This window comes from Nonomuraea marmarensis (assembly GCF_043197025.1).
GTDB lineage: Bacteria > Actinomycetota > Actinomycetes > Streptosporangiales > Streptosporangiaceae > Nonomuraea > Nonomuraea marmarensis.
Window position 1 is genome coordinate 249001 of the sequence record NZ_JBICRM010000006.1, and the last position, 19757, is coordinate 268757.

15 protein-coding genes are annotated in these 19757 nt (G+C 68.9%); 7 read left to right on the top strand and 8 right to left on the bottom strand.

What is annotated here, in order from left to right; genetic code table 11:
• Positions 1–9 precede the first annotated feature (9 nt).
• The 4 genes from narI to ACFLIM_RS12410 are packed head-to-tail and all read right to left on the bottom strand — an operon-like array spanning position 10 to position 6324.
• Positions 10–690 carry a respiratory nitrate reductase subunit gamma gene (narI, locus tag ACFLIM_RS12395; protein ID WP_393164657.1) on the bottom strand — a complete coding sequence of 227 codons (681 nt, stop codon included), beginning with the start codon at positions 688–690 and terminating at the stop codon, positions 10–12.
• Positions 687–1241 carry a nitrate reductase molybdenum cofactor assembly chaperone gene (gene narJ, locus ACFLIM_RS12400; protein WP_393164658.1) on the bottom strand — a complete coding sequence of 185 codons (555 nt, stop codon included), beginning with the start codon at positions 1239–1241 and terminating at the stop codon, positions 687–689. The genes narI and narJ overlap by 4 nt, the downstream gene beginning before the upstream one ends.
• Positions 1238–2839 (bottom strand): nitrate reductase subunit beta, encoded by a 1602-nt coding sequence (gene narH / locus ACFLIM_RS12405; protein ID WP_393164659.1) that lies wholly within the window; start codon positions 2837–2839, stop codon positions 1238–1240. Before narH ends, narJ begins: the two co-directional genes overlap by 4 nt.
• On the bottom strand, positions 2839–6324 hold the full coding sequence (locus ACFLIM_RS12410; protein WP_393164660.1) for a nitrate reductase subunit alpha: 3486 nt from the start codon (positions 6322–6324) through the stop codon (positions 2839–2841). The genes narH and ACFLIM_RS12410 overlap by 1 nt, the downstream gene beginning before the upstream one ends.
• Before the next feature lie 191 nt (positions 6325–6515).
• On the opposite strand from ACFLIM_RS12410, the gene ACFLIM_RS12415 reads away from it, so the two are divergent.
• Positions 6516–8204 carry an ABC transporter ATP-binding protein gene (locus tag ACFLIM_RS12415; RefSeq protein WP_393164661.1) on the top strand — a complete coding sequence of 563 codons (1689 nt, stop codon included), beginning with the start codon at positions 6516–6518 and terminating at the stop codon, positions 8202–8204.
• A 3-nt stretch (positions 8205–8207) separates the two neighbouring features.
• A complete protein-coding gene (locus ACFLIM_RS12420) occupies positions 8208–9965 on the top strand; it encodes an ABC transporter ATP-binding protein (protein WP_393164662.1) in 1758 nt (585 codons plus the stop codon).
• A gap of 48 nt (positions 9966–10013) precedes the next feature.
• On the opposite strand, the gene ACFLIM_RS12425 is transcribed toward ACFLIM_RS12420, so the two are convergent.
• Positions 10014–12098 (bottom strand): S9 family peptidase, encoded by a 2085-nt coding sequence (locus ACFLIM_RS12425; protein ID WP_393164663.1) that lies wholly within the window; start codon positions 12096–12098, stop codon positions 10014–10016.
• Between the two features lie 33 nt (positions 12099–12131).
• On the opposite strand from ACFLIM_RS12425, the gene mshB reads away from it, so the two are divergent.
• Genes mshB through ACFLIM_RS12440 form a run of 3 tightly spaced genes read left to right on the top strand, consistent with a single transcriptional unit; the run spans position 12132 to position 13977 of the window.
• Positions 12132–13037 (top strand): N-acetyl-1-D-myo-inositol-2-amino-2-deoxy-alpha-D-glucopyranoside deacetylase, encoded by a 906-nt coding sequence (gene mshB, locus ACFLIM_RS12430; RefSeq protein ID WP_393164664.1) that lies wholly within the window; start codon positions 12132–12134, stop codon positions 13035–13037.
• An 11-nt stretch (positions 13038–13048) separates the two neighbouring features.
• Positions 13049–13465 carry a DUF6113 family protein gene (locus tag ACFLIM_RS12435; protein ID WP_393164665.1) on the top strand — a complete coding sequence of 139 codons (417 nt, stop codon included), beginning with the start codon at positions 13049–13051 and terminating at the stop codon, positions 13463–13465.
• Between the two features lie 17 nt (positions 13466–13482).
• Positions 13483–13977, top strand: a complete 495-nt coding sequence (locus ACFLIM_RS12440; RefSeq protein WP_393164666.1) for a flavin reductase family protein — start codon at positions 13483–13485, stop codon at positions 13975–13977.
• 115 nt (positions 13978–14092) lie between these two features.
• On the opposite strand, the gene ACFLIM_RS12445 is transcribed toward ACFLIM_RS12440, so the two are convergent.
• Positions 14093–15031: a hypothetical protein gene (locus ACFLIM_RS12445; protein ID WP_393164667.1), complete on the bottom strand. Its 939-nt coding sequence runs from the start codon at positions 15029–15031 to the stop codon at positions 14093–14095.
• 74 nt (positions 15032–15105) lie between these two features.
• On the opposite strand from ACFLIM_RS12445, the gene ACFLIM_RS12450 reads away from it, so the two are divergent.
• Together ACFLIM_RS12450 and ACFLIM_RS12455 are read left to right on the top strand one after the other, a co-directional pair.
• Positions 15106–15525: a hypothetical protein gene (locus tag ACFLIM_RS12450; RefSeq protein ID WP_393164668.1), complete on the top strand. Its 420-nt coding sequence runs from the start codon at positions 15106–15108 to the stop codon at positions 15523–15525.
• A 58-nt stretch (positions 15526–15583) separates the two neighbouring features.
• Positions 15584–15691: a zinc ribbon domain-containing protein gene (locus ACFLIM_RS12455; RefSeq protein WP_393164669.1), complete on the top strand. Its 108-nt coding sequence runs from the start codon at positions 15584–15586 to the stop codon at positions 15689–15691.
• A 20-nt stretch (positions 15692–15711) separates the two neighbouring features.
• On the opposite strand, the gene ACFLIM_RS12460 is transcribed toward ACFLIM_RS12455, so the two are convergent.
• Positions 15712–18198 (bottom strand): penicillin acylase family protein, encoded by a 2487-nt coding sequence (locus ACFLIM_RS12460; RefSeq protein WP_393164844.1) that lies wholly within the window; start codon positions 18196–18198, stop codon positions 15712–15714.
• A 180-nt stretch (positions 18199–18378) separates the two neighbouring features.
• Positions 18379–19746, bottom strand: coding sequence for a cysteine--tRNA ligase (cysS, locus tag ACFLIM_RS12465; protein WP_393164670.1), 1368 nt, complete (start codon positions 19744–19746; stop codon positions 18379–18381).
• Positions 19747–19757 lie beyond the last annotated feature (11 nt).

Below are 19757 nucleotides of genomic sequence, written 5' to 3' on the forward strand. Positions count from 1 at the left end.
CTCGGCGCGCTATCGGGGGCGGGACCGATACACGATGTAAGGACGGAACAAATAGCCCAACGGGGCGGTAAGCGCGTGCACCAGGCGGCTGAACGGGAAGAGGACGATGAGCGCCATCCCGATGAGGGTGTGCGCCTTGTAAAGAACGCTCGCGCGGCCCATCGCCTCGGCGTCCGGTTGGAAGGTGAAGACGCCGCGGAACCAGGGTCCGACCGTGATCCGGTAGCTGACCTCGCTGGGCACGAAACCCGCGACCGTCGTCACCACGCCCGCGACGATGGCCGCGGCCAGCACCGCGTACATCGTCTTGTCGTTGGCCGTGCTCGCCAGGAACACCGGGCCGCTGGTGCGGCGGCGGTAGATGAGCAGGGCCAGCGCCACGAGGATGACCAGGCCCGCGAGCCCGCCCCAGATGAGGGCGTTGACGTGGTAGGCGTCGTTGGACAGGCCGATGGCGTCGGTCCAGCTCACGGGGATCAGCAGGCCGGTCACGTGGCCGACGATCACGAAGAGCAGGCCGTAGTGGAACAGGGGGCTGGCGATGCGCAGCAGCGGGCCCTCGTAGAGCTGGGAGGAGCGGGTGGTCCAGCCGAACCGGTCGTACTTGTGGCGCCAGATGAGGCCGCCGATGAAGATCACGATCGTGACGTATGGCGAGATCACCCAGAGCAGGCTTTCGGCCGAAGTCACAGGTATCCGCCCACGGTCTCGGCGGGTGGCCCGTCCCCGGCCAGCCGCATGGCCGCCGCCCGTTCCGCGGGGGTGATCGGCGGGAGTCCCGCGCACACCGTGCCGATCACGTGTGCGTACGGCGAGTCGCGGTCCTTCAGGGCCGCCAGCAGTAGCTCCAAGCCGGTTCTGTGCTCTCTGAGCAGGGCCGCGCCCGAGGGGTCGAGGGCGGCGAACTCCAGCATCACCGGGAGGAAGTCGGGGAGCTCGTCGTCCATCAGGTCCCAGCCCGCCGTGCGGTAGCGCTGTTTCAGTGCGGCCAGCGACTGGCCGCGACGGCGGGTGTCGCCGTCGGTGTAGTAGGTCAGGTAGAGGCAGCAGCGGCGCTGGAGGTCGAACGTCTCGACGTAGTGGGCGGCCAGCTCGCCGGGGCCGAGGTCCGCCGCTCGTACGAGGAAGTCGCCGAAGTGCGGCTGGGCGGCCTCTTTGATGAGCGGGAGGCGGCGCCAGAAGCGTTCGTCGGGGTAGGCGAGCAGATGGGCGGCGGCCTGCCAGATGACAGCCTTTTTCATGATTTTCCCCTTTTTGGCGGGAACAGCCCGGCTGGGGTGCCCCGGCCGTCCCAGTTGAGGAGGTTCACCCGGTCGCGGGTGACCTCGTCGCTGGTCTGGCGGTGTTTCAGGCCGTGGAAGCTCTCGATCGAGACCGGGGTCGGCCTGCCACACGCCTCGCCGAACGGGCCCTGCATGCCCGGCCCGGCGTCGTAGTCCAGGCTGCAGCCGGCCTCCTCCACGACGCCGGGGACGTTGCCGTAGGCGGTCGGGATCACGTAGCGGTCTTCGTACTTGGCCAGGGCCAGCAGCCGGTACATCGCGTGTATGTCGTCCTCGGAAAGGCCCGCGTCGGCCAGGACCGGCTGCTCGCCCAGGTTGACCGAGCGCATGTACGACCGCATCGCGGCCAGGCGGCGCAGCGCGGCGGTCACGTGCACCGGGTCGCCGGCGGTGAACAGCTCCGCCAGGTAGCCGATCGGGATCCGCAACGACTCGATGGCGGCGAACAGGTTGCCCGCGTCCTCGCCGTCGTGGCCGGTGCCGGTCAGGGCGTCCACGACGGGGGAGAGCGGCGGGACGTACCAGACCATGGGGAGAGTGCGGTATTCCGGGTGCAGGGGGAGCGCTATCCGGTATTTCGTGATCAGGTCGTATACGGGGGATCTGCGGGCGGCCGCCACCCATTCGGCCGGGAGTCCGGCGGTGGCGACCGCGGGGTCGTCGGGGTCGACGAAGATGTCCAGCTGGGACTCGTACAGGTCGCGCTCGTTCCGCGCCGAGGCGGCCTCTGTCACGCGGTCGGCGTCGTACAGCATGACGCCGAGGTAGCGCAGCCGCCCGACGCAGGTCTCCGAGCAGACCGTGGGCAGGCCCACTTCGACCCGGGGAAAGCAGAAGTTGCACTTCTCGGCCTTGCCGGTCTTGTGGTTGAAATACACCTTCTTGTACGGGCAGCCCGTCACGCACATGCGCCAGCCGCGGCACCTGTCCTGGTCCACCAGCACGATGCCGTCCTCGGCCCGCTTGTACATGGCGCCGGACGGGCAGGAGGCGACGCACGACGGGTTGAGGCAGTGCTCGCAGATGCGCGGCAGGTAGAACATGAACGCCTGCTCGAACTCCAGCTTGACCTGCTCCTCCATCTTGGACAGCACCGGGTCGGGCGAGGGGTCGCCGCCGAGGTTGTCGTCCCAGTTCGCGCTCCAGCGGATCTTCGTCGGCTCGTTGCTGATCAGCGAGCGCGGGGGCGCGACCGGGATGTCGCCGGAGAGAGGGGCGCTGGTGAGGTTCTCGTAGTCGTAGGTCCAGGGCTCGTAGTAGTCCTGGATGGAGGGCATGCGGGGGCTGGCGAAGATGCTGAGGAGTTTGCGCAACCTTCCGCCCGCTCGCGGTTTGAGCCGGCCTGCGGGGGTCAGCGTCCAGCCGCCCTGCCAGCGGTCCTGGTCCTCGTAGCGTCTGGGGTAGCCCTGGCCTGGCCGGGTCTCGACGTTGTTGAACCAGACGTACTCGACGCCTGGGCGGTTGGTCCAGGTCTGCTTGCAGGTGACCGAGCAGGTGTGGCAGCCGATGCACTTGTCGAGGTTCATCACCATGGCGACCTGGGCCATGATCTTCATCAGAACTCCACCTCCTGGGATCTGCGGCGGATGGTGGTGACCTCGTCTCGCTGGTTGCCGGTGGGGCCGAAATAGTTGAAGCCGTACGAGAGCTGGGCGTGGCCGCCGATCAGGTGGGTGGGCTTGATCAGGATCTTCGTGAGGGCGTTGTGGATGCCGCCTCTCTTGCCGGTCGCCTCCGACTTCGGCACGTCGATCAGGCGGTCCTCGGCGTGGTGCATGTAGACGGTGCCCCGCGGCATGCGGTGGGAGACGACGGCCCTGGCCACGACCACGCCGTTGCGGTTGACCGCCTCGATCCAGTCGTTGTCCGACACTCCGATCCTGGCGGCGTCCTGGGTGGACATCCAGATCGTCGGGCCGCCTCTCGACAGGCTCAGCATGAGGAGGTTGTCCTGGAATTCGGAGTGCAGGGACCACTTGCTGTGCGGGGTCAGGTAGCACAGGGTGTCGCTTTCGCCGTACACGAGCGGGGGGCGGTAGATGGGGAGTGCTTCGCCGTACTCGTGCATCCAGTCGTGGTCGAGGAAGAAGTGCATGCGTCCGGTGAGGGTGTGCCAGGGTTTGCCGTGTTCGACGTTGATGGTGAAGGGGGAGTAGCGGCGGTTGTGCGCCTCCTTGCCGGACCATTCGGGGCTGGTGGCGATATGGGTGGGTCCGGCCTGGGTGTCCGAGAAGAGGATGCGGTGGCCCTCGTTGGCCAGGCCGTCGAAGCTCGTGCCGGTGCGCTGGGCGAGTTGCCGGAAGCCCTGGGCCGCCAGCCTGCCGTTGCTCACACCGGAGAGGGCGAGGATGGTCTCGCACGCCTTGGCGTCGGTGTCCAGTTCGGGCCTGCCCTTGGCGACGCCGCGCGGCACCAGGCCGCAACGCTCGCCCAGCCAGGTCACCTCCGCGTCGGGCATGAACGTCACGCCCTTGATCTGGAGGCCGAGTTTCTCCGTCAGCGGGCCCAGCGCCGCCAGTTTCTCCGCTGTCGCGCCGTAGTCGCGTTCTACCAGCTCGAGGATGGGTTGCCGGTGCTGGTCGGGGATCTCGTTCGGGGTGTCGTGCTGGTACGGGACCGCCACCACGTCCCTGCGTATACCCAGGTGGTGTTCGGCGAGGGCGCTGAAGGCGCAGGCGATGGCGTGAAAGGCGGAAAAATCGGTCTTTGTCTCCCAGGGTGGGTTGATCGCCGGGTTGAACGCGTGCACGAACGGGTGCATGTCCGTGGATGACAGGTCGTACTTCTCGTACCAGGTGGCTGCGGGGAGGACGATGTCGGAGAAGATCGTGGAGGACGTCATCCTGAAGTCGAGCGTCAGGAGGAGGTCCAGTTTGCCTTTCGGGGCCTGCTCGTCGGGGTGTTCCAGGTTGGAGTCGGCGCCCAGGAGGTGGTGCAGGAAGTATTCGTTGCCCTTGGCCGAGGAGCCGAACAGGTTCGAGCGCCAGAGGGTCAGGATGCGGGGCCAGTTGCGGGGGTTGTCGGGGTCTTCGGCCGCGTGGCGGAGCCTGCCTGAATTGAGCTCTTCGCGGGTGTAGGCGATGGGGTCGTCGGCGTCGCCCAGGTCCAGGGGGTTTCTGTCGAAGGCGGGCGACATCGGCAGCCAGCCGTTTCGCACCGACTCCGTTACCAGGTCGGCCGTGTGCTTGCCGGCGAAGAGGCCTTGGGCGAGCGGTGACGTCAGCTCCGAGGCGTCGAAACGGTCGTAGCGCCACTGGTCGGTGTGGAGGTACCAGAAGGCCGTGCCCGGGGCCTGTCTTGGTGGTCGTGACCAGTCCGATGCGCCTGCGAGGAGTGCCCAGCCGGTGTGCGGGCGGCATTTCTCCTGGCCCACGTAATGTGCCCAGCCGCCGCCGTTGCGGCCCTGGCAGCCGGTGAGCAGCAGGAGGGACAGGAACGCCCGGTAGATCGTGTCGCCGTGGAACCAGTGCGTGGTGCCCGCGCCCAGGATGATCATGCAGCGGCCACGGGTCGCCTCCGCTGTCTTCGCGAACTCTCTGGCGATCTTCATAGCGCGGTGGGCGGGCACCCCGGTGATCGGTTCCTGCCAGGCCGGTGTGTACGGCTGCGCCGAGTCGTCGTAGCCGGTGGGCCACGTCCCGGGTAGTTGTGCGCGTGGCACCCCGTACTGGGCCAAGAGCAGGTCGAACACCGTGGTGACCAGGTGGTCGCCCACTCGTACGACCGGTACGCCGCGGCGGATCGAATCGCCGTTGTCGAAGCGGGGCAGCCGGATTTCTACGGATTTTTCGCCATACAGGGTGAGTTTGGGGTTGGTGTCCTGGTTCAGGTTCCAGCGGCCCTTGCCGGAGTCGGTCCAGCGGAAGCCGACCGAGCCGTTCGGCACCACGGGCTCGCCGGTCTCCGCCGAGAGGAAGACCGTTTTCCAGGCGGCGGCCTCCTCCTGGGAGCCCAGATCCTGCGCCGTCAGGAAACCGCCGGGCACGTACGCGTCCTCATGCTCCTTGAGGCGGACCAGGAAGGGCAGGTCGGTGAAGCGTTTGACGTAGTCGGTGAAACAGGGCGTCTCGCGGTCCACGAAGAACTCCTTGAGCAGCACGTGCCCCATGACCATGGCCAGCGCGCCGTCCGTGCCGGGGCGCACGCTCAGGAACTCGTCGGCGAACTTGGCGGCGTCGTTGTAGTCCGGGCTGATCACCACGACCTTCTGGCCCCGGTAGCGGGCCTCGGCCATCCAGTGGGCGTCGGGGGTGCGGGTGACGGGGACGTTGGAGCCCCAGATCATCAGGTACGCGGCGTCCCACCAGTCCGCCGACTCCGGCACGTCCGTCTGGTCGCCGAACACCTGGGGGGAGGCCACGGGCAAGTCGGCGTACCAGTCGTAGAAGGAGAGCATGGTGCCGCCGATCAGCGACACGAACCTGGACCCGATGGCGTGGGAGACCATCGACATGGCGGGGGTGGGGGAGAATCCGGCGATCCGGTCGGGGCCGTACGTCTTGATGGTGTGGACGTGGGCGGCGGCGATCATCTCGGTGGCCAGGTCCCAGGTGATCCGGACGAGCCCGCCATGGCCTCGGGCCCGCTGGTATTTTTCCCTTTTTTCCGGATTTGTCGTGATTTCGGCCCAGGCGGCAACGGGGTCGTCGAGCCGTCGCTTCGCCTCGGCGTACATCTCGACCAGGACGCCCCGCGCGTACGGATGGCGGATCCGCGTCGGCGAGTAGGTGTACCAGGAGAAGGCGGCGCCGCGCGGGCAGCCGCGCGGCTCGTACTCCGGGCGGTCGGGACCCACGCTCGGGTAGTCGGTCCCCTGCGTCTCCCACGTGATGATGCCGTCCTTGACGAACACCTTCCACGAGCACGAACCCGTGCAGTTCACGCCATGCGTGGACCGGACCACCTTGTCGTGACTCCACCGGTCGCGGTAGAAGGTGTCGCCTTCCGTGCCGCCCGTCAGGTAGACGGTACGCAGGTCGCCGCTCGTGACCGACCTGCGCAGGAACCGGCCGGTCTTCAGGAGGAGGTCCTCGGGGCTCATGCCCCCCACTCCATCACAGATGGTGACCCTCTGTTACACAGGGTGTATGTCTGAGCTTCGTAAAGGTCAGGTGCGGAACGTGATCCTGGTCACGGCGGCCTGCTGTCGTGCAGATAACGGCTTTTCGGACGCTCTACCTGGGCGAAAACCGTTTGCCGGGCACAGGGGCCACAGGCCAACCTTGTCTGGCTATGCGCTCCCTTCCTGAGGCCGATCCCGGCATGCCCGACATCCGCAGCCCGTTCCGCTACCTGTGGTGGAACGCGCGGCGGCAGGCGCGATCCCTGCTCGCGGGCATCGGCTTCGCGACCCTGTGGTGGCTGGTGCAGGCGTTGATGCCGGCGGTGCTGGGGAAGGGCATCGAGGCCGTCACCGCCAAGGACTCCGGGGCCCTGCTGATGTGGGCGTCGATCCTGCTCGGACTGGGGCTGCTGCAGGCGTTCACCGGGATCATGCGGCACCGGATGGCCGTCTACAACTGGCTGGCCGCCGCCTACCGCACCGTGCAGGTGACCACCCGGCAGGCCACCAGGCTGGGCGCCACGCTGCCGAAGCGGCTCTCGACCGGCGAGGTCGTCAGCGTCGGCAACTCCGACATCGCCCATATCGGCAGCTCCATGGACATCCTGCTGCGCGGCACCGGCGCGGTCGTGGCGATCGTCACCGTCACCGTGATCCTCATCTCGACCTCGCTGCCGCTGGGGCTGCTGGTGTTGTTCGGGGTGCCGCTCATGGCCGTCGCCGTCGGGCCGCTGCTGCGGCCGCTGCACCGGCGGCAGGGCAGGCAGCGCGAGCTCACCGGTGAGCTGTCCACCAGGGCCGCCGACATCGTGGCGGGGTTGCGGGTGCTGCGCGGCATCGGCGGCGAGCAGGTGTTCGCCGAGCGCTACCGCCAGGAGTCGCAGCGCGTGCGGCACGCCGGTGTGCGGGTGGCCGGGGTGGAGTCGGTGCTCGAAGGCGCGCAGATCCTGCTGCCCGGCCTGCTCATCGCCATCGTCACGGGGGTCGGGGCCTCGTTCGCCGTCGCCGGTGAGATCCCGACCGGGCAGTTGGTCGCGTTCTATCTCTATGCGGTGTTCCTGATCGGGCCCATGCGCACGCTCACCGAGGCCGCCGACAAGCTCACCAAGGGGCACGTGGCGGCCGGGCGCGTGATCCGGATCCTGGCCATCGATCCCGAGGTCACCGGCGGCACCGCGAGCAGCGAAGGCGGCGTGTTGCGCGACTCGTACAGCGGCGTCACCGTCCAGCCGGGCTCCCTCACCGCCATGGCCGCGAACGCCCCCGAGCATGCCATCGCCATCGCCGACCGGCTCGGCCGATACGCCGGCGGCGACGTCACCTTCGGCGCCTCGGAGCTGGCGACGTTGCCCATCGACGAGGTCCGCTCCCGGATCCTGGTCGCCGGCAACGACGCGCGGCTGTTCACGGGGAAGCTGCGCGACGAGCTGGACGTACGCGGTGACGCCTCCGACGAGCAGGTGTGCCAGGCCCTGCACGCGGCCTGCGCCGAGGACATCGTGGAGGCCCTGCCCGACGGGCTCGACGCGCGGGTGACCGAGTCCGGGCGGGAGTTCTCCGGCGGGCAGCAGCAGCGGTTGCGCCTGGTCAGGGCGCTGCTGGCCGATCCCGAGGTGCTCATCCTGGTCGAGCCCACCAGCGCCGTCGACGCCCACAGCGAGGCCCGCATCGCCGAGCGGCTGGCCAAGGCCCGCGCTGGCAAGACCACGCTGATCTGCACGACCAGCCCGCTGGTGCTCGACCGTACCGACCACGTGATCTACGTCGAGGACGGGCGAGTGCTGGCCGAGGGAGCACACCGGCACTTGCTGGACAACTCGCCCGAATACTCGGCGACCGTGACTCGTGGGGAGGACTGACTCATGGCCCGCGAAATCCTGCCTGTCGCCGATCGGAAACAGGTGCGTGCCTACGCCAGGCGGCTGACGCTGAAATATCCGCGCCGGCTCGCCTTCGCCCTGCTCCTGCACGGGCTGGCCGCCGTCGCCGGGCTCGTCGTGCCGTGGCAGCTCGGCGAGCTGGTGCAGGACCTCCAGTACGGCCTCGAGGTCAACGTCATCGTCGTGGCCGCCGCCATCGGCGGCTTCCTGCTGCTGCAGGGCGTCCTCATGCGGTACGCGGTGCTGGCCTCCGCCAGGCTCGGCGAGAAGGTGCTGGCCGAGCTGCGCGAGGAGTTCGTGGACCGGGTGCTCGGGCTGCCGCTGTCCACCGTCGAGCGGGCCGGGGCCGGTGACCTGATCACCCGGACCTCCCGTGACGTGGACTCGCTGTCGCGCACCGTGCGGCACGCGGTGCCGGAGACGCTGATCGCGCTGGTCACCTTCGTGATCACCATTGGCGCGTTGTTGCTGGTCAGCCCGTTGCTGATGCTGCCGATGCTGATCGCCGGCCCGGTGATCTACGTCTCCACCCGGTGGTATCTGAGGCGGGCGCGGGACGGATATCTCCGGGAGAACGCCGCCTACGCCGACATGACCGAAGGACTGGCCGAGACCGTCGAAGGCGCCCGGGCCGTGGAGGCGCTCGGGCTCCAGGAGCGACGCTGGTCGCGGGCCGATGCCGACATCGGCCGGTCCTATGCCGCCGAGCGGTACACCCTCGGGCTCCGAACCATCTGGTATCCCGCGGTGGAGCTGGGCTATGTCATCCCGGTGGTGGCCTCGCTGCTGGTCGGCGGGCTGTTCTACACCAACGAGTGGGTGACGCTGGCCCAGGTGGCCAGTGCCACGCTCTATGCGCAGCAGTTGATCGATCCGCTGGACCGGTTCCTGATGTGGATCGACGAGCTGCAGGTGGGCGGGGCCGCGATGGCTCGGCTGCTCGGGGTGGCCAACGTGCCCGACGATCGGGCGGCCTCCGCTTCGCAGCCCACGGGCGAGCTGCTGGAGGCTTCCGACGTCCGGTACGCGTACCGGGAGGGACGCGACGTGCTGCACGGCGTGTCGCTGACCGTGCAACCCGGGGAACGGCTGGCCATGGTGGGGCCTTCCGGGGCCGGGAAGTCGACGCTGGGGCGGCTGTTGGCCGGGATCCACGGGCCGCGCACCGGATCCGTGTCCGTCGGCGGGGTGCCGCTGGTGGAGCTGCCGCTGGACGACCTGCGGGGGCATGTCGCGCTGGTCACCCAGGAGCACCACGTGTTCAAGGGAACCCTGCGGGACAACCTGCTGATCGCCCGGCCCGACGCCGACGACGCGGCCGTGCTGACGGCGCTGGAGGCAGTGGACGCGCTGGACTGGGTGCTGGGGTTGCCGTCGGGGCTGGAGACCGAGGTGGGCTCCGGTGAGCTGGCCGTGTCGCCCGCTCAGGCGCAGCAGCTCGCCCTGGCGCGGCTGGTGCTCGCCGATCCGCACACCCTGGTGCTGGACGAGGCCACCTCGCTCATCGACCCACGGGCGGCCAGGCATCTGGAGCGGTCGCTGGCCGCCGTGCTCGAAGGGCGGACGGTGATCGCGATCGCGCATCGGCTCTATACGGCGCACGATGCTGATCGGGTGGCTGTCGTGGAGGATGGTCGGGTCAGCGAGTTGGGGTCGCATGATGAGCTGGTGGCGGAGGGAGGCTCGTACGCGGCCCTCTGGGCAAGCTGGCACGGCACCCCGACCACCACCCGCTCCTGAGCCGTCTCCAGGTCTCCAAAGGCGTCGTCGTGATCGGACCGGCCGGGGTCACGGTTGCTCGACGCGCTGCACCCCCAGCGATCTCTTCAGGAAGTCCACCTGGAGTAGGAGCAGGTTCTCGGCCACGACCTCCTGCGGCGTCATGTGCGTGACGCCGGAGAGCGGGAGCACGCTGTGCTGGCGCCCGGCCGCGAGCAGGGCCGACGACAGGCGGAGCGTGTGCGCGGCCACGACGTTGTCATCGGCCAGGCCGTGGATCAGCAGCAGCGGGCGCTCCAGCTTGGCGGCGTCCGCGAAGAGCGAGGAGTTCTCGTACACGTCGGGCTGCTCGTCTGGATGGCCCAGGTATCGCTCGGTGTAGCACGTGTCGTACAGCCGCCAGTCCGTCACCGGCGCGCCCGCCACCGCCGCGTGGAAGACGTCGGGACGGCGCAACACCGCGAGTGCGGCCAGGAATCCGCCGAAGGACCAACCCCGGATGGCCACTCTCGTCAGGTCGAGATCGTCGGGATATTGCTCCGCCACGCCCTGCAGGGCGTCGATCTGGTCTTCGAGCGCCGGGGACGCCAGGTCGTTGAGCACGGCCCGCTCGAAGTCGACGCCCCTGCCGGGGGTGCCGCGGCCGTCGGCCACGATGACGGCGAAGCCCTGCTCGGCGAACCACTGGCTCTCCAGGAACGCGCCGCGCCGGTTGAGCACCCGCTGCGCGTGCGGGCCGCCGTACGGATCCATGAGGACCGGCAGCCGCCCCGAGCCCTGCTCGTGCCAGGACGGGAGCACCACGGCGGTAGCGAGCTCGCGGCGGCCTGAACGGCCGAGCGAGACCCGCAGGTCGAGGCCGGGGCGCTCGGCGAATGACGGGATCGGCACCGCCATGCCGTCCCGCCGCACGACCGTGGTCGACACGCCTTCGGCGTCGAGGCTCTGCTCGGTCAGTACGCCGACCCCGCCCGACATCCGCCCCGAGAACACCCCGGACCGGGTCGAGACGGGCAGCAGCGAATGCCCGTCCCACGTCCACAGGTGGACCTCGGTCGGATCACCGCTCGCGCTGAACAGCACGCTGTCGTGATCGACGTCGAGCACGGCCCGCACCTGCAGCGTGGGCGGCGTGACCGCGCGGTCGCCGACGAAGAGACGGTGACCGCCGTCGGAATTGGCCACCCAGACCAGCGAACCGTCGTCGAGGTGCGCGGGGACGCCGGTGACGATGTCGACCCAGGCCGGATCCGTGTCCTCGCGGACGAGCGTGGACGCGCCGGTCGCCGGATCGACCGTGGACAGCCGCATCGTCTTCTGGTCGCGCGTCAGCGTCACGATCGACAGCGCGTGGGAGTCCCAGGCCGCCGTCGTGAGGTATTCCTCGTCGTACGGCACCGCGACCCGCGACCCGTCGAGCCCCAGCACGTACAGCTCGGTGACCGCGTTGGGCGTCCCGGCGGCCGGGTAGCGCTGGGCCGTCGCGGGACGGTCCGGGTTGGCCGGGTCGGCGATGTGCCAGGTGCGCACCGGGGCCTCGTCGGCGCGTTCGACCAGCAGCGCGTCGCTCGACGGCGCCCACCAGTGGCCGCGCATCCGGTCCATCTCCTCGGCGGCGATGAACTCGGCCAGCCCGTACGTCACCGTCTCCGACTCCGGCACGGCCAGCGCGCGGTCCTGGCCCGTGACCAGGTCGTGCACGCGCAGAGCGCCGCCGGTGACGTAGGCGACATGTCGCCCGTCGGGGGAGATGCGGGGATCGATGACCGCGCCCGGCGTGTCGAGGCGCTGAGTCTGACCGCTCGGCAGGTCCACGACGTGCAGGCCGCCTGACAGGGCGAAGCAGGCCCTGGTCATGCTGGAATCGGTGGCGTAGGCGACCACTCCGCCCGCCGCCTCGCGGCTGCGCTCGCGCCTGGCCCGCTCCTCGGGCGGCAGGTCCTCCTCGTCGGCACTGAGCGCACGCGGGTCGACGACCAGGCGTTCGACGTGCGTCTCCGTGTCGAGCTCCCACAGGCAGGTCACCGGATCGGTGCCCGACTTCGTCCGGAGGAAGATCACCCGGCCGCCGTCCGGGGAGATCGTGAAGCTCCTGGGCACCCCGAGGGTGAACCGGCGGGTCCTGGCAGACAGACGGGGGAAGCTCTCGCTCATGGATTCAATCCTGCCATTGCTACCCTCGTGGCCATGACGGATCGACGGCTCCTGCTCGTGCACGCCCATCCGGACGACGAGTCGATCGGCACCGGCGCGACCATGGCGAAATACGTCGCCGAGGGGGCCCACGTCACGCTGGTGACCTGCACGCTCGGGGAGGAAGGGGAGATCATCCCCGGGGACCTCGCCCACCTGGCCGCCGACCAGGACGACGCGCTCGGGCCGTACCGGATCGGGGAGTTGGACGCGGCCTGCCAGGCGCTCGGCGTCGAGGACCACCGCTTCCTGGGCGCGCCGGGGCGCTGGCGGGACTCGGGGATGATGGGCGTCGCGTCCAACGACCACCCGGACGCGTTCTGGCGCGCCGACCTCGACGAGGCGGCGGGCGAACTGGTCAAGGTCATCCGCCGGGTACGCCCCCAGGTCCTCGTCACGTACGACGGCAACGGGTTCTACGGCCACCCCGACCACATCCAGGCGCACCGCGTTTCGCGCAGAGCGTTCGAGCTGGCCGCGAAACCGGACTTCGGCGAGGGTGAGCCGTGGCAGATCGCGAAGTTCTACCACACAGCCGTCGCCAGGTCCGTTCTGCGCCGCGCGGCGGAGGCGCTGCGCGTGGCCGACGTCGACTTCATCACCGAGGACGTCGACGACATGCCGTTCGGCAGCCAGGACGAGGACATCACCACCGAGATCGACGCCCGCCCGTGGATCGGGAACAAGCTGGAGGCCATGCGCGCGCACGCCACCCAGATCAGCGTGGCCGACCCGTGGTTCGCCCTGTCCAACAACATCGGGCAGGAGGTGATGGGGGTCGAGCACTACACCCTGGCCATCGGGGTGCCGGGGCCGCCGGTCCCCGGGCCGCCCATCGAGGCCGGGGGTCTCGGCGGACCGCATACCCGCGAGAACGATCTCTTCGCGGGGATCCACTAATCTCGTTCGACATGGAACATCGCAGCCAGGCCGAGTCGGCACTGGGCGGGGCGGCGTACGGCATGCTGTTCGTGCTGGGGGTCGTCATGGGGGTCGTGGGCGGGTTCACGCATCCGGTGTGGCAGATCGGCCCGCTGCCGCTCGCGGCGGGGGTCTGGGTGCTGGCGTTGTTCGGGGTGTGCCTGGGGGCGGGCAAGCTGATGCGGGCGCGGCTCGGGGTCTTCGTGACGGCGGTCGGGTGGCTGCTGGTGACGATGCCGTTCACGCTGCAACTGGGGTCGGGGGATCTGGTGATCGCGCAGGGCGCTCCCGGATACATCTACCTGTACGGAGGGTTGGTGGGACTTGTGGCGGCCTACCTGCTTTCGCCCTCGTCGGGTGGGGGGTCGTGGCTCTTGAAGGGGTACCCTCCGAAAAATCCGACGTAGCGGCATAAAGTAACTTCGTGCATTCCATAGAGCGGCATGAAGACCCGGGAACGTACCGCAAGGTCGTCGGCCGCTTCGCCACCGGAGTCGCGATCGTCACGACCAGGCTCGGCGAGGTCGATCACGCGATGACGGTGAACTCCTTCACCTCCGTGTCGCTCGATCCGCTGCTCGTGTTGTTCTGCGCGGAGAAGGTGGCCCGGTTTCACGACGCGGTGATGGAGGCCGGGGTGTGGGGGGTGTCCGTGTTGCCCGCCTCCATGGAGGACGCCTCGCGGTTCTTCGCCCATCGGGGGCGGCCCTTGAACGGGCAGGTTCAGCGGTGGCCGCATCATCGGGGGGAGTCGGGGGTGGCGTTGTTCGACGGGGCGATCGCCACCGTGGAGTGCGCTACCACGGCCGTACACGATGGTGGGGATCATTCGATCGTGGTGGGCGAGGTGACCGGGTTGGGCACGCCGTCGGACGGGGCGCCGCTGCTCTACCACGAGGGCCGGTACAGGACCCTTTAGCTTCTTCCGGCACGGGTGAACGGCCTATGGGCCTTGGCGCGCCGGCGGCAAGATCTGCCCGGGCATGAGTCGGGCCAGGCGCCAGGCCTGGCCCGCTCATTGGTCGCATCCCGTGTCACTGGGCGGGAGTGCTGGCCGTTTCCGTCGGTGTGGTCGTCGCCGTGTCCGTCGGGACGCTGGTGTCGGTCGGGACGCTGGTGTCGGTCGGGACGCTGGTGTCAGTCGGCGTCGCCGTGTCTGTCGGAGGCTCCGGGGGAACCTCTGACGGCGGCGGGCAAGTGGGGATCTCCGTGGGGCTCACCGTTGGGGACACGGTGTCGGTCGGGGTCCCAGTCGGAGTTTCGGTCGGAGGCTCCGTGGGAGTTTCCGTCGGGTTCTCAGTCGGTGTCTCTGTGGGGGTCTCAGTCGGTGTTTCGGTTACCGGTGGGCTCGTGGTGGCCGGCGGGGATTCCGTTCCCGTCGCCGTCGGTGTGGCGGTGTCCGTGGGGACGTCCGTCGGGGGGAGGGTCTCCGTCGGCTCGACACTCGGCTGACACGTGAACGTCTCCGTTACGGTCGGGCCGGGCTCCGTGACTGTGACGGTGACCTGCTCAGTCACTGTCACCGTGGGGAGCGGCGTCACGCCGATGGACGCTTTGCCCCTTTTCTTGTACGTGCCCCGGCCGATCCTCGTCGTGGACTCTGCCGCGCCCGTGGTGACCGGAATGTCGACGCTGGCCGTCTTGCAGGTTCTGCCCCTGCACACTCGCTGCTTGACCAGGAAGAGGGCCGCTTCGGAATTCGTGATGGATACGTCTAGGTAGGAGATGCCTCGCCGCTTGACTACCTTCGTGGTGGCGGTGTACTCCCCGTCTGTGGGGGTCGCTGTGGGCGTCGCCGTTGGACTCGGACTCGTGGTCGGGTCGGTGGTTAAAGCCACCTGCGCGCCTAGTGCGCCTCGAGAGGTGTCAGTGGATCGTAGGGGACCGGTCGCTGACGTCTGGGTGATCGCGACTCCGCCGGCTCCTGCCAGTGCAACGGTGCCGAGCAGCGCGCCCAGGATGGAGAATCTCATAATCCTGCTCTTGTGGAGGTTTCAGGACGGGGATCATTATTCCGACTTGTCAAGATTGGTCAAGACTGAGACGCATGGACAGGCGCTTCCGGTTCCGGCGCGCGGCGAACTACCTCAATCTCGCGACGCCGCTCGGTCTGCTGATCTCGATCATCGGTGGCGCGGCCAGGCAGCCCGGTCCCAACGGGCTCATCCTGGCCTTCGGCTACCGCTACCGCTTCCCCATCGCGGGGGCGTTCACCGTCGGAAACGTCGTCCTGACCAGGTGGGATGCGCTGGACGACCGGCTCGTCCGGCACGAAGGGCGGCACGCCACGCAGTGGGCCTGGTGCGTCGGGCTGCCCATGTTGCCGCTCTACCTGCTGGCCATGCTCGTATCGGTCATCGTCTGCGGCCACCAGGCGTCGTACAACGTGTTCGAACGCCTGGCCGACTTGGAGGACGGGGGTTACCCCCGAACCCCGCTGCGGTGGAGACGCTCCGCGGGCGGGTGACCGTGCCTGGGATTCGTGTCGGTCAGCGACCCCGGAACTTGGTCGGTCATGTGCTGGAGTGGGGCACTGCGCGAAGGAGAACCGCCTCACCCAAGCCGAGTTCCGATGCACGGCCTGCGGGCATGCCGCGCATGCCGACGTGAATGCGGCGATCAACATCTGGTAGGTGGGCGGGCGTCACAACGCTCAGGGCGTCAGCCTGAGCGTGTGCGCGGCCGCCTTCTTGATCGACTCGGGCTTGGCGTACATCGGCAGCAGGCCGCCCCTCGTCCAGGCCTCCGTCTGGTCCCAGTAGTTCTCGTGGAAGGCGTGGCCGGAGGCGCCCGTCAGGTTGATCCATTGGGACTTGTCCAGGTCCGACAGATCGACGATCATGCGCATCGAAGGCACGGCGGTGATCGCGTAGTCCCGCTGAACGTTCCAGCCCGTGGCGTTCACGGCGTCCTTGTTGCCCGGAACGGCGAACGGCCCGCGGTTGAACAGGGCCTCGACGGGCGCTATGCCGGACGTGCCCAGCGAGCCGTTGACCAGCTCCAGCTGGTGCAGGTCCCCCCACCGCCACGACTTGACGTCCGGCCCCAGGCGTTCCGAAACCTCCTGGTACGCCGACGCCATCGCCTGCCGGAGGATGTCGTCCCGGGTCTCCTTGCGGTTCTTCGTGGTCACGTCATCCCAGAAGGGGTCGTCCGGAAGGTCGAGCAGGCGCCTGATCACGTCATACCAGCGGTCCCCTCCGCTGGGCCTGGCCCCCTCCGGCAGGTCGTCGTTGAACGTCAGCACGAGCACCTGACGCCAGACCGCGTTGAAGTACGCGGCGGCCGCCGAATCCAGCCCCTGCGTACGGTCCCACGTCTTGAGCAACTGCCTGGCCTCGCCGCCCGGCCCCGCCAGGTCCACCCGCATCAGGGCCGGGACCAGCGTCTCCGCGAAACCGTTGGAGGTGTCCTGCTGGATGCCGGACATGGTCGCCGCGTCGATCTTGCCCTTCCCGATCGCCTCCTTGATGCGGTCACGAATGCGCTCGGAACGGTAGCCGTACGCCCAGTCCTTGGTCAGCAGGGGCTGATAGCGCCTGGGGTCGATGACGGCGTTGTTCGCCGTGACGATGAACCCCTCGGCCGGGTCCTCCACGGAAGGCAGCTGGTCGTACGGGATGGGCGCGGTCTTCCAGTCGTACTCGCCGGTCCAGCCAGGGACCGGCCAGGTGCCGTCGCCGTTCTCGCGGACGGGGATGCGCCCGGGCGCCTGGTAGCCGATCTTGCCGGAGGTGTCGGCATAAATCAGGTTCTGGGAGGGCACGTCGAACAGCGCCGCCGCGGCCTTGAACTGCTCCCAGTCGCCCGCCTCGTTCAGCGCGAAGATGGCGTCGGCGGTCCGGCCCGGCGTCAGCGCCGTCCACTGCAACGCCACCGCGTTCGCCTCGCCGCTGGGCTGGGCGCCGTCCATCACCTCGTTGATCAGCGGCCCGTGCCGGGTGCTCTTGACGGTGATCGTGACGGGCGCGCCGCCCGCCACCTTGATCTGCTCCTGCCTGGTCTCCAGCTTGACCTGCTCGCCCCTGTACAGGTACGTGTCCCCCTCCACCTGCTCCAGGAACAGGTCGGCCACGTCGGGACCCAGGTTCGTGAAGCCCCACGAGATCTTGTCCGTGTGCCCGATGACCACGCCGGGCACGCCGGAGAACGTGAACCCCGTGACGTCGTACGGACACTCCTCCGTGATCTTCCGGCAGTGCAGCCCCGCCTGGTACCAGACGGACGGCAGTTGCGGGGACAGGTGCGGGTCGTTGGCCAGCAGGGGTTTGCCGCTCGCGGTGTGCTCGCCGGAGACCACCCACGAGTTCGATCCGATGCCGTCGCGGTCCTCGGTGCCCAGCGTCTCCGGCACGTCGTCCAGCGTCTTGGCCGCCTGGGTGAGCGCCGCGGTGGCCCGCTGCCTGGGCACCGCCAGCTGGTCGAAGCGGCCGTGGTCGATCGCGCCCTCGGTGACGATCGGGGAGTGCCTGTCGTACGGGTAGCCGGGGTAGAGCTGCTCGACCCGCTCCCTGGGCAGCTTGGTCAGCGCGAGCGCCCGGTCGATCTCGTCCTCCATGTTGGAGCGCAGGTCCCACGCCATGGCCTTCAACCAGGCCAGGGAGTCGACCGCGGTCCACTTCTCCGGGTGGTAGTCGCCGTTCTGGAGCTTCAGGATGGAGTATTCGAGGCTGCGGTCAGAGGCGTTCGGGTTCGCGCTGAGCCACGCGTTCACGCCCTTCGCGTACGCGTTCAGGAAGTCCTGGGTCTTCTGGGCCAGTTCGGGCAGCTCCTGTTCGGCGACCCGGCGCCAGCCCATGGTGCGCAGGGCCTTGTCGTTGTCCAGCGTGGACTTGCCGAAGAGCTCCGAGAGGCGGCCGGCGGTGGTGTGGCGGCGGAAGTCCATCTCGTAGAAACGGTCCTGGGCGTGCACGAAGCCCTGGGCCATGAACAGGTCCGCGGCGCTGTCGGCATAGATGTGCGGAATTCCCGATTTATCACGATAAATCTCTACGCTCCCGGTCAAACCGGGTAACCGCAGCGATCCATCCAGCTGCGGGAACGACTTCCGCACCGTGTACACGAGGACCCCTGCCAGCACGAGCGCCAGCACGAGAAGCACGGTCAACACCCGAGCGAACCACCGCAACGGCCACGGCATCCACGCATAGGGCCTCACCGACACCTCCATCTTGCCGAACTGGCACTAAGTCTGACAGCCCGGGATCACTCCTCCGGCCGCCTTCACCGCCTCCCCAGGCAACCGGAGCCCCCGCCGCACGGGGCTGGGGTCCCCTTGGGTGGATGGCGGGGACGTGGGTCCTCTTGCGGAGGAAATGACTCAGGACCAGGTCTGCCCCTCCGGGGTGTCCGACACGCGGACCCCGAGCTCGGCCAGCTCGTCCCGGAGCCGGTCCGCCGCGCTCCAGTCCTGCGCCTCCCGCGCCCGAGCCCGCGCCTCCAGCAGCTCACCGGCCCCGGCGGGCAGCACGGGCGTCTTCCCGATCTCCGTCGACAGATCCAGCCCCAGCACCTGGTCCACGTGCAGGAACGCCTCGAACTTGGCCCCCGGCGGCACCGACTCGTCGCGTTCGAGCTCGCGCAGGATCCGCAGGGCCGACGGCGTGTCCAGGTCGTCGTCGAAGGCCGCCTCCACCCGTTTCACATAGTCACCGGCCATGGGCGCGCTGATGGACTCCGACCACTCGGCCACCCGCGCCCGCCACCTGCGCAGCGTGCGGTCGGCCGCCCGCAACGTGTCCCACGTCAGGTTCAGCTGCTGCCGGTAGCGGTGCTCCAGGAACGCCAGGCGCACCGCGAGCGGATCCAGCCCTTCCGAGACCACATCGGACAGCAGCACCACGTTGCCGGTGGACTTGGCCATCTTGCGGCCGTCGAACAGCAGGTGCTCCCCATGCACCCAGTGCCGCACCACCTCGTGCCCGACGGCCGAGTCGGACTGGGCCCGCTCGTCCTCGTGATGGGGGAACCGCAGGTCGATCCCGCCGGTGTGGATCTCGAAGCGCGAGCCCAGGAACCGCAGCGACATGGCCGAGCACTCCACGTGCCAACCGGGGAAACCGCGCCCCCACGGCGTCTCCCAGCTCAGCTCGCCCTCGGCCGGCTTCCACAGGGCCCAGTCGGCGTGGAAGCGCTTGCGGGGGTCGACGGCTTCGATGCGGTGGGCGGGTTTGAGCGCGTCCAGCCGATTTCCGGAAATCTCGCCATAAGAGGGAAATGTCCGTACGTCGAAGTACACCGACCCGTCCGGCACCGCATACGCGTGCCCCTGCTCGATCAGCTTGGCGATCAGCTCGACCATCAGGTCGATGGTCTCCGACGCCCGCGGCGTGTGCTCCGGCGGGCGGAGGTTGAGCGCGGCGGTGTCACGCACGAAGGCGTCCTCGTAGAAGCGCGCGAGCTCCCACACCGAGCGGCCCTCCAGGCGCGCCTGCAGCAGCATCTTGTCATCGGAGCCGGAGTCGGACTCGTCGACCAGGTGGCCGACGTCGGTGATGTTCTGGCAGACCAGCACGCGCACCCGCCGCAGCTCCAGCACCCGTCTGATCAGGTCGGACAGGACGTAGGTGCGTAGATTGCCCACGTGCGCATAGCGATAGACCGTCGGCCCGCACGTGTACATCCGCAGCGCCCGCCCGGCGGCGATCTCCTCGACCTGCCGGGCGCGCGTGTCGTAGATCCGCAACATCTCCCGAGCTT

Excerpts from the sequence above, each read along its gene's own strand:
- ACFLIM_RS12460 (WP_393164844.1), bottom strand. The coding sequence starts at position 18,198 with ATGCCGTGGCCGTTGCGGTGGTTCGCTCGGGTGTTGACCGTGCTTCTC.
- ACFLIM_RS12415 (WP_393164661.1), top strand. The coding sequence starts at position 6,516 with ATGCGCTCCCTTCCTGAGGCCGATCCCGGCATGCCCGACATCCGCAGC.
- ACFLIM_RS12435 (WP_393164665.1), top strand. The coding sequence starts at position 13,049 with ATGGAACATCGCAGCCAGGCCGAGTCGGCACTGGGCGGGGCGGCGTAC.
- cysS (WP_393164670.1), bottom strand. The coding sequence starts at position 19,746 with ATGTTGCGGATCTACGACACGCGCGCCCGGCAGGTCGAGGAGATCGCC.
- ACFLIM_RS12410 (WP_393164660.1), bottom strand. The coding sequence starts at position 6,324 with ATGAGCCCCGAGGACCTCCTCCTGAAGACCGGCCGGTTCCTGCGCAGG.
- mshB (WP_393164664.1), top strand. The coding sequence starts at position 12,132 with ATGACGGATCGACGGCTCCTGCTCGTGCACGCCCATCCGGACGACGAG.
- ACFLIM_RS12450 (WP_393164668.1), top strand. The coding sequence starts at position 15,106 with ATGGACAGGCGCTTCCGGTTCCGGCGCGCGGCGAACTACCTCAATCTC.
- ACFLIM_RS12425 (WP_393164663.1), bottom strand. The coding sequence starts at position 12,098 with ATGAGCGAGAGCTTCCCCCGTCTGTCTGCCAGGACCCGCCGGTTCACC.
- ACFLIM_RS12420 (WP_393164662.1), top strand. The coding sequence starts at position 8,208 with ATGGCCCGCGAAATCCTGCCTGTCGCCGATCGGAAACAGGTGCGTGCC.
- ACFLIM_RS12445 (WP_393164667.1), bottom strand. The coding sequence starts at position 15,031 with ATGAGATTCTCCATCCTGGGCGCGCTGCTCGGCACCGTTGCACTGGCA.
- narJ (WP_393164658.1), bottom strand. The coding sequence starts at position 1,241 with ATGAAAAAGGCTGTCATCTGGCAGGCCGCCGCCCATCTGCTCGCCTAC.
- narH (WP_393164659.1), bottom strand. The coding sequence starts at position 2,839 with ATGAAGATCATGGCCCAGGTCGCCATGGTGATGAACCTCGACAAGTGC.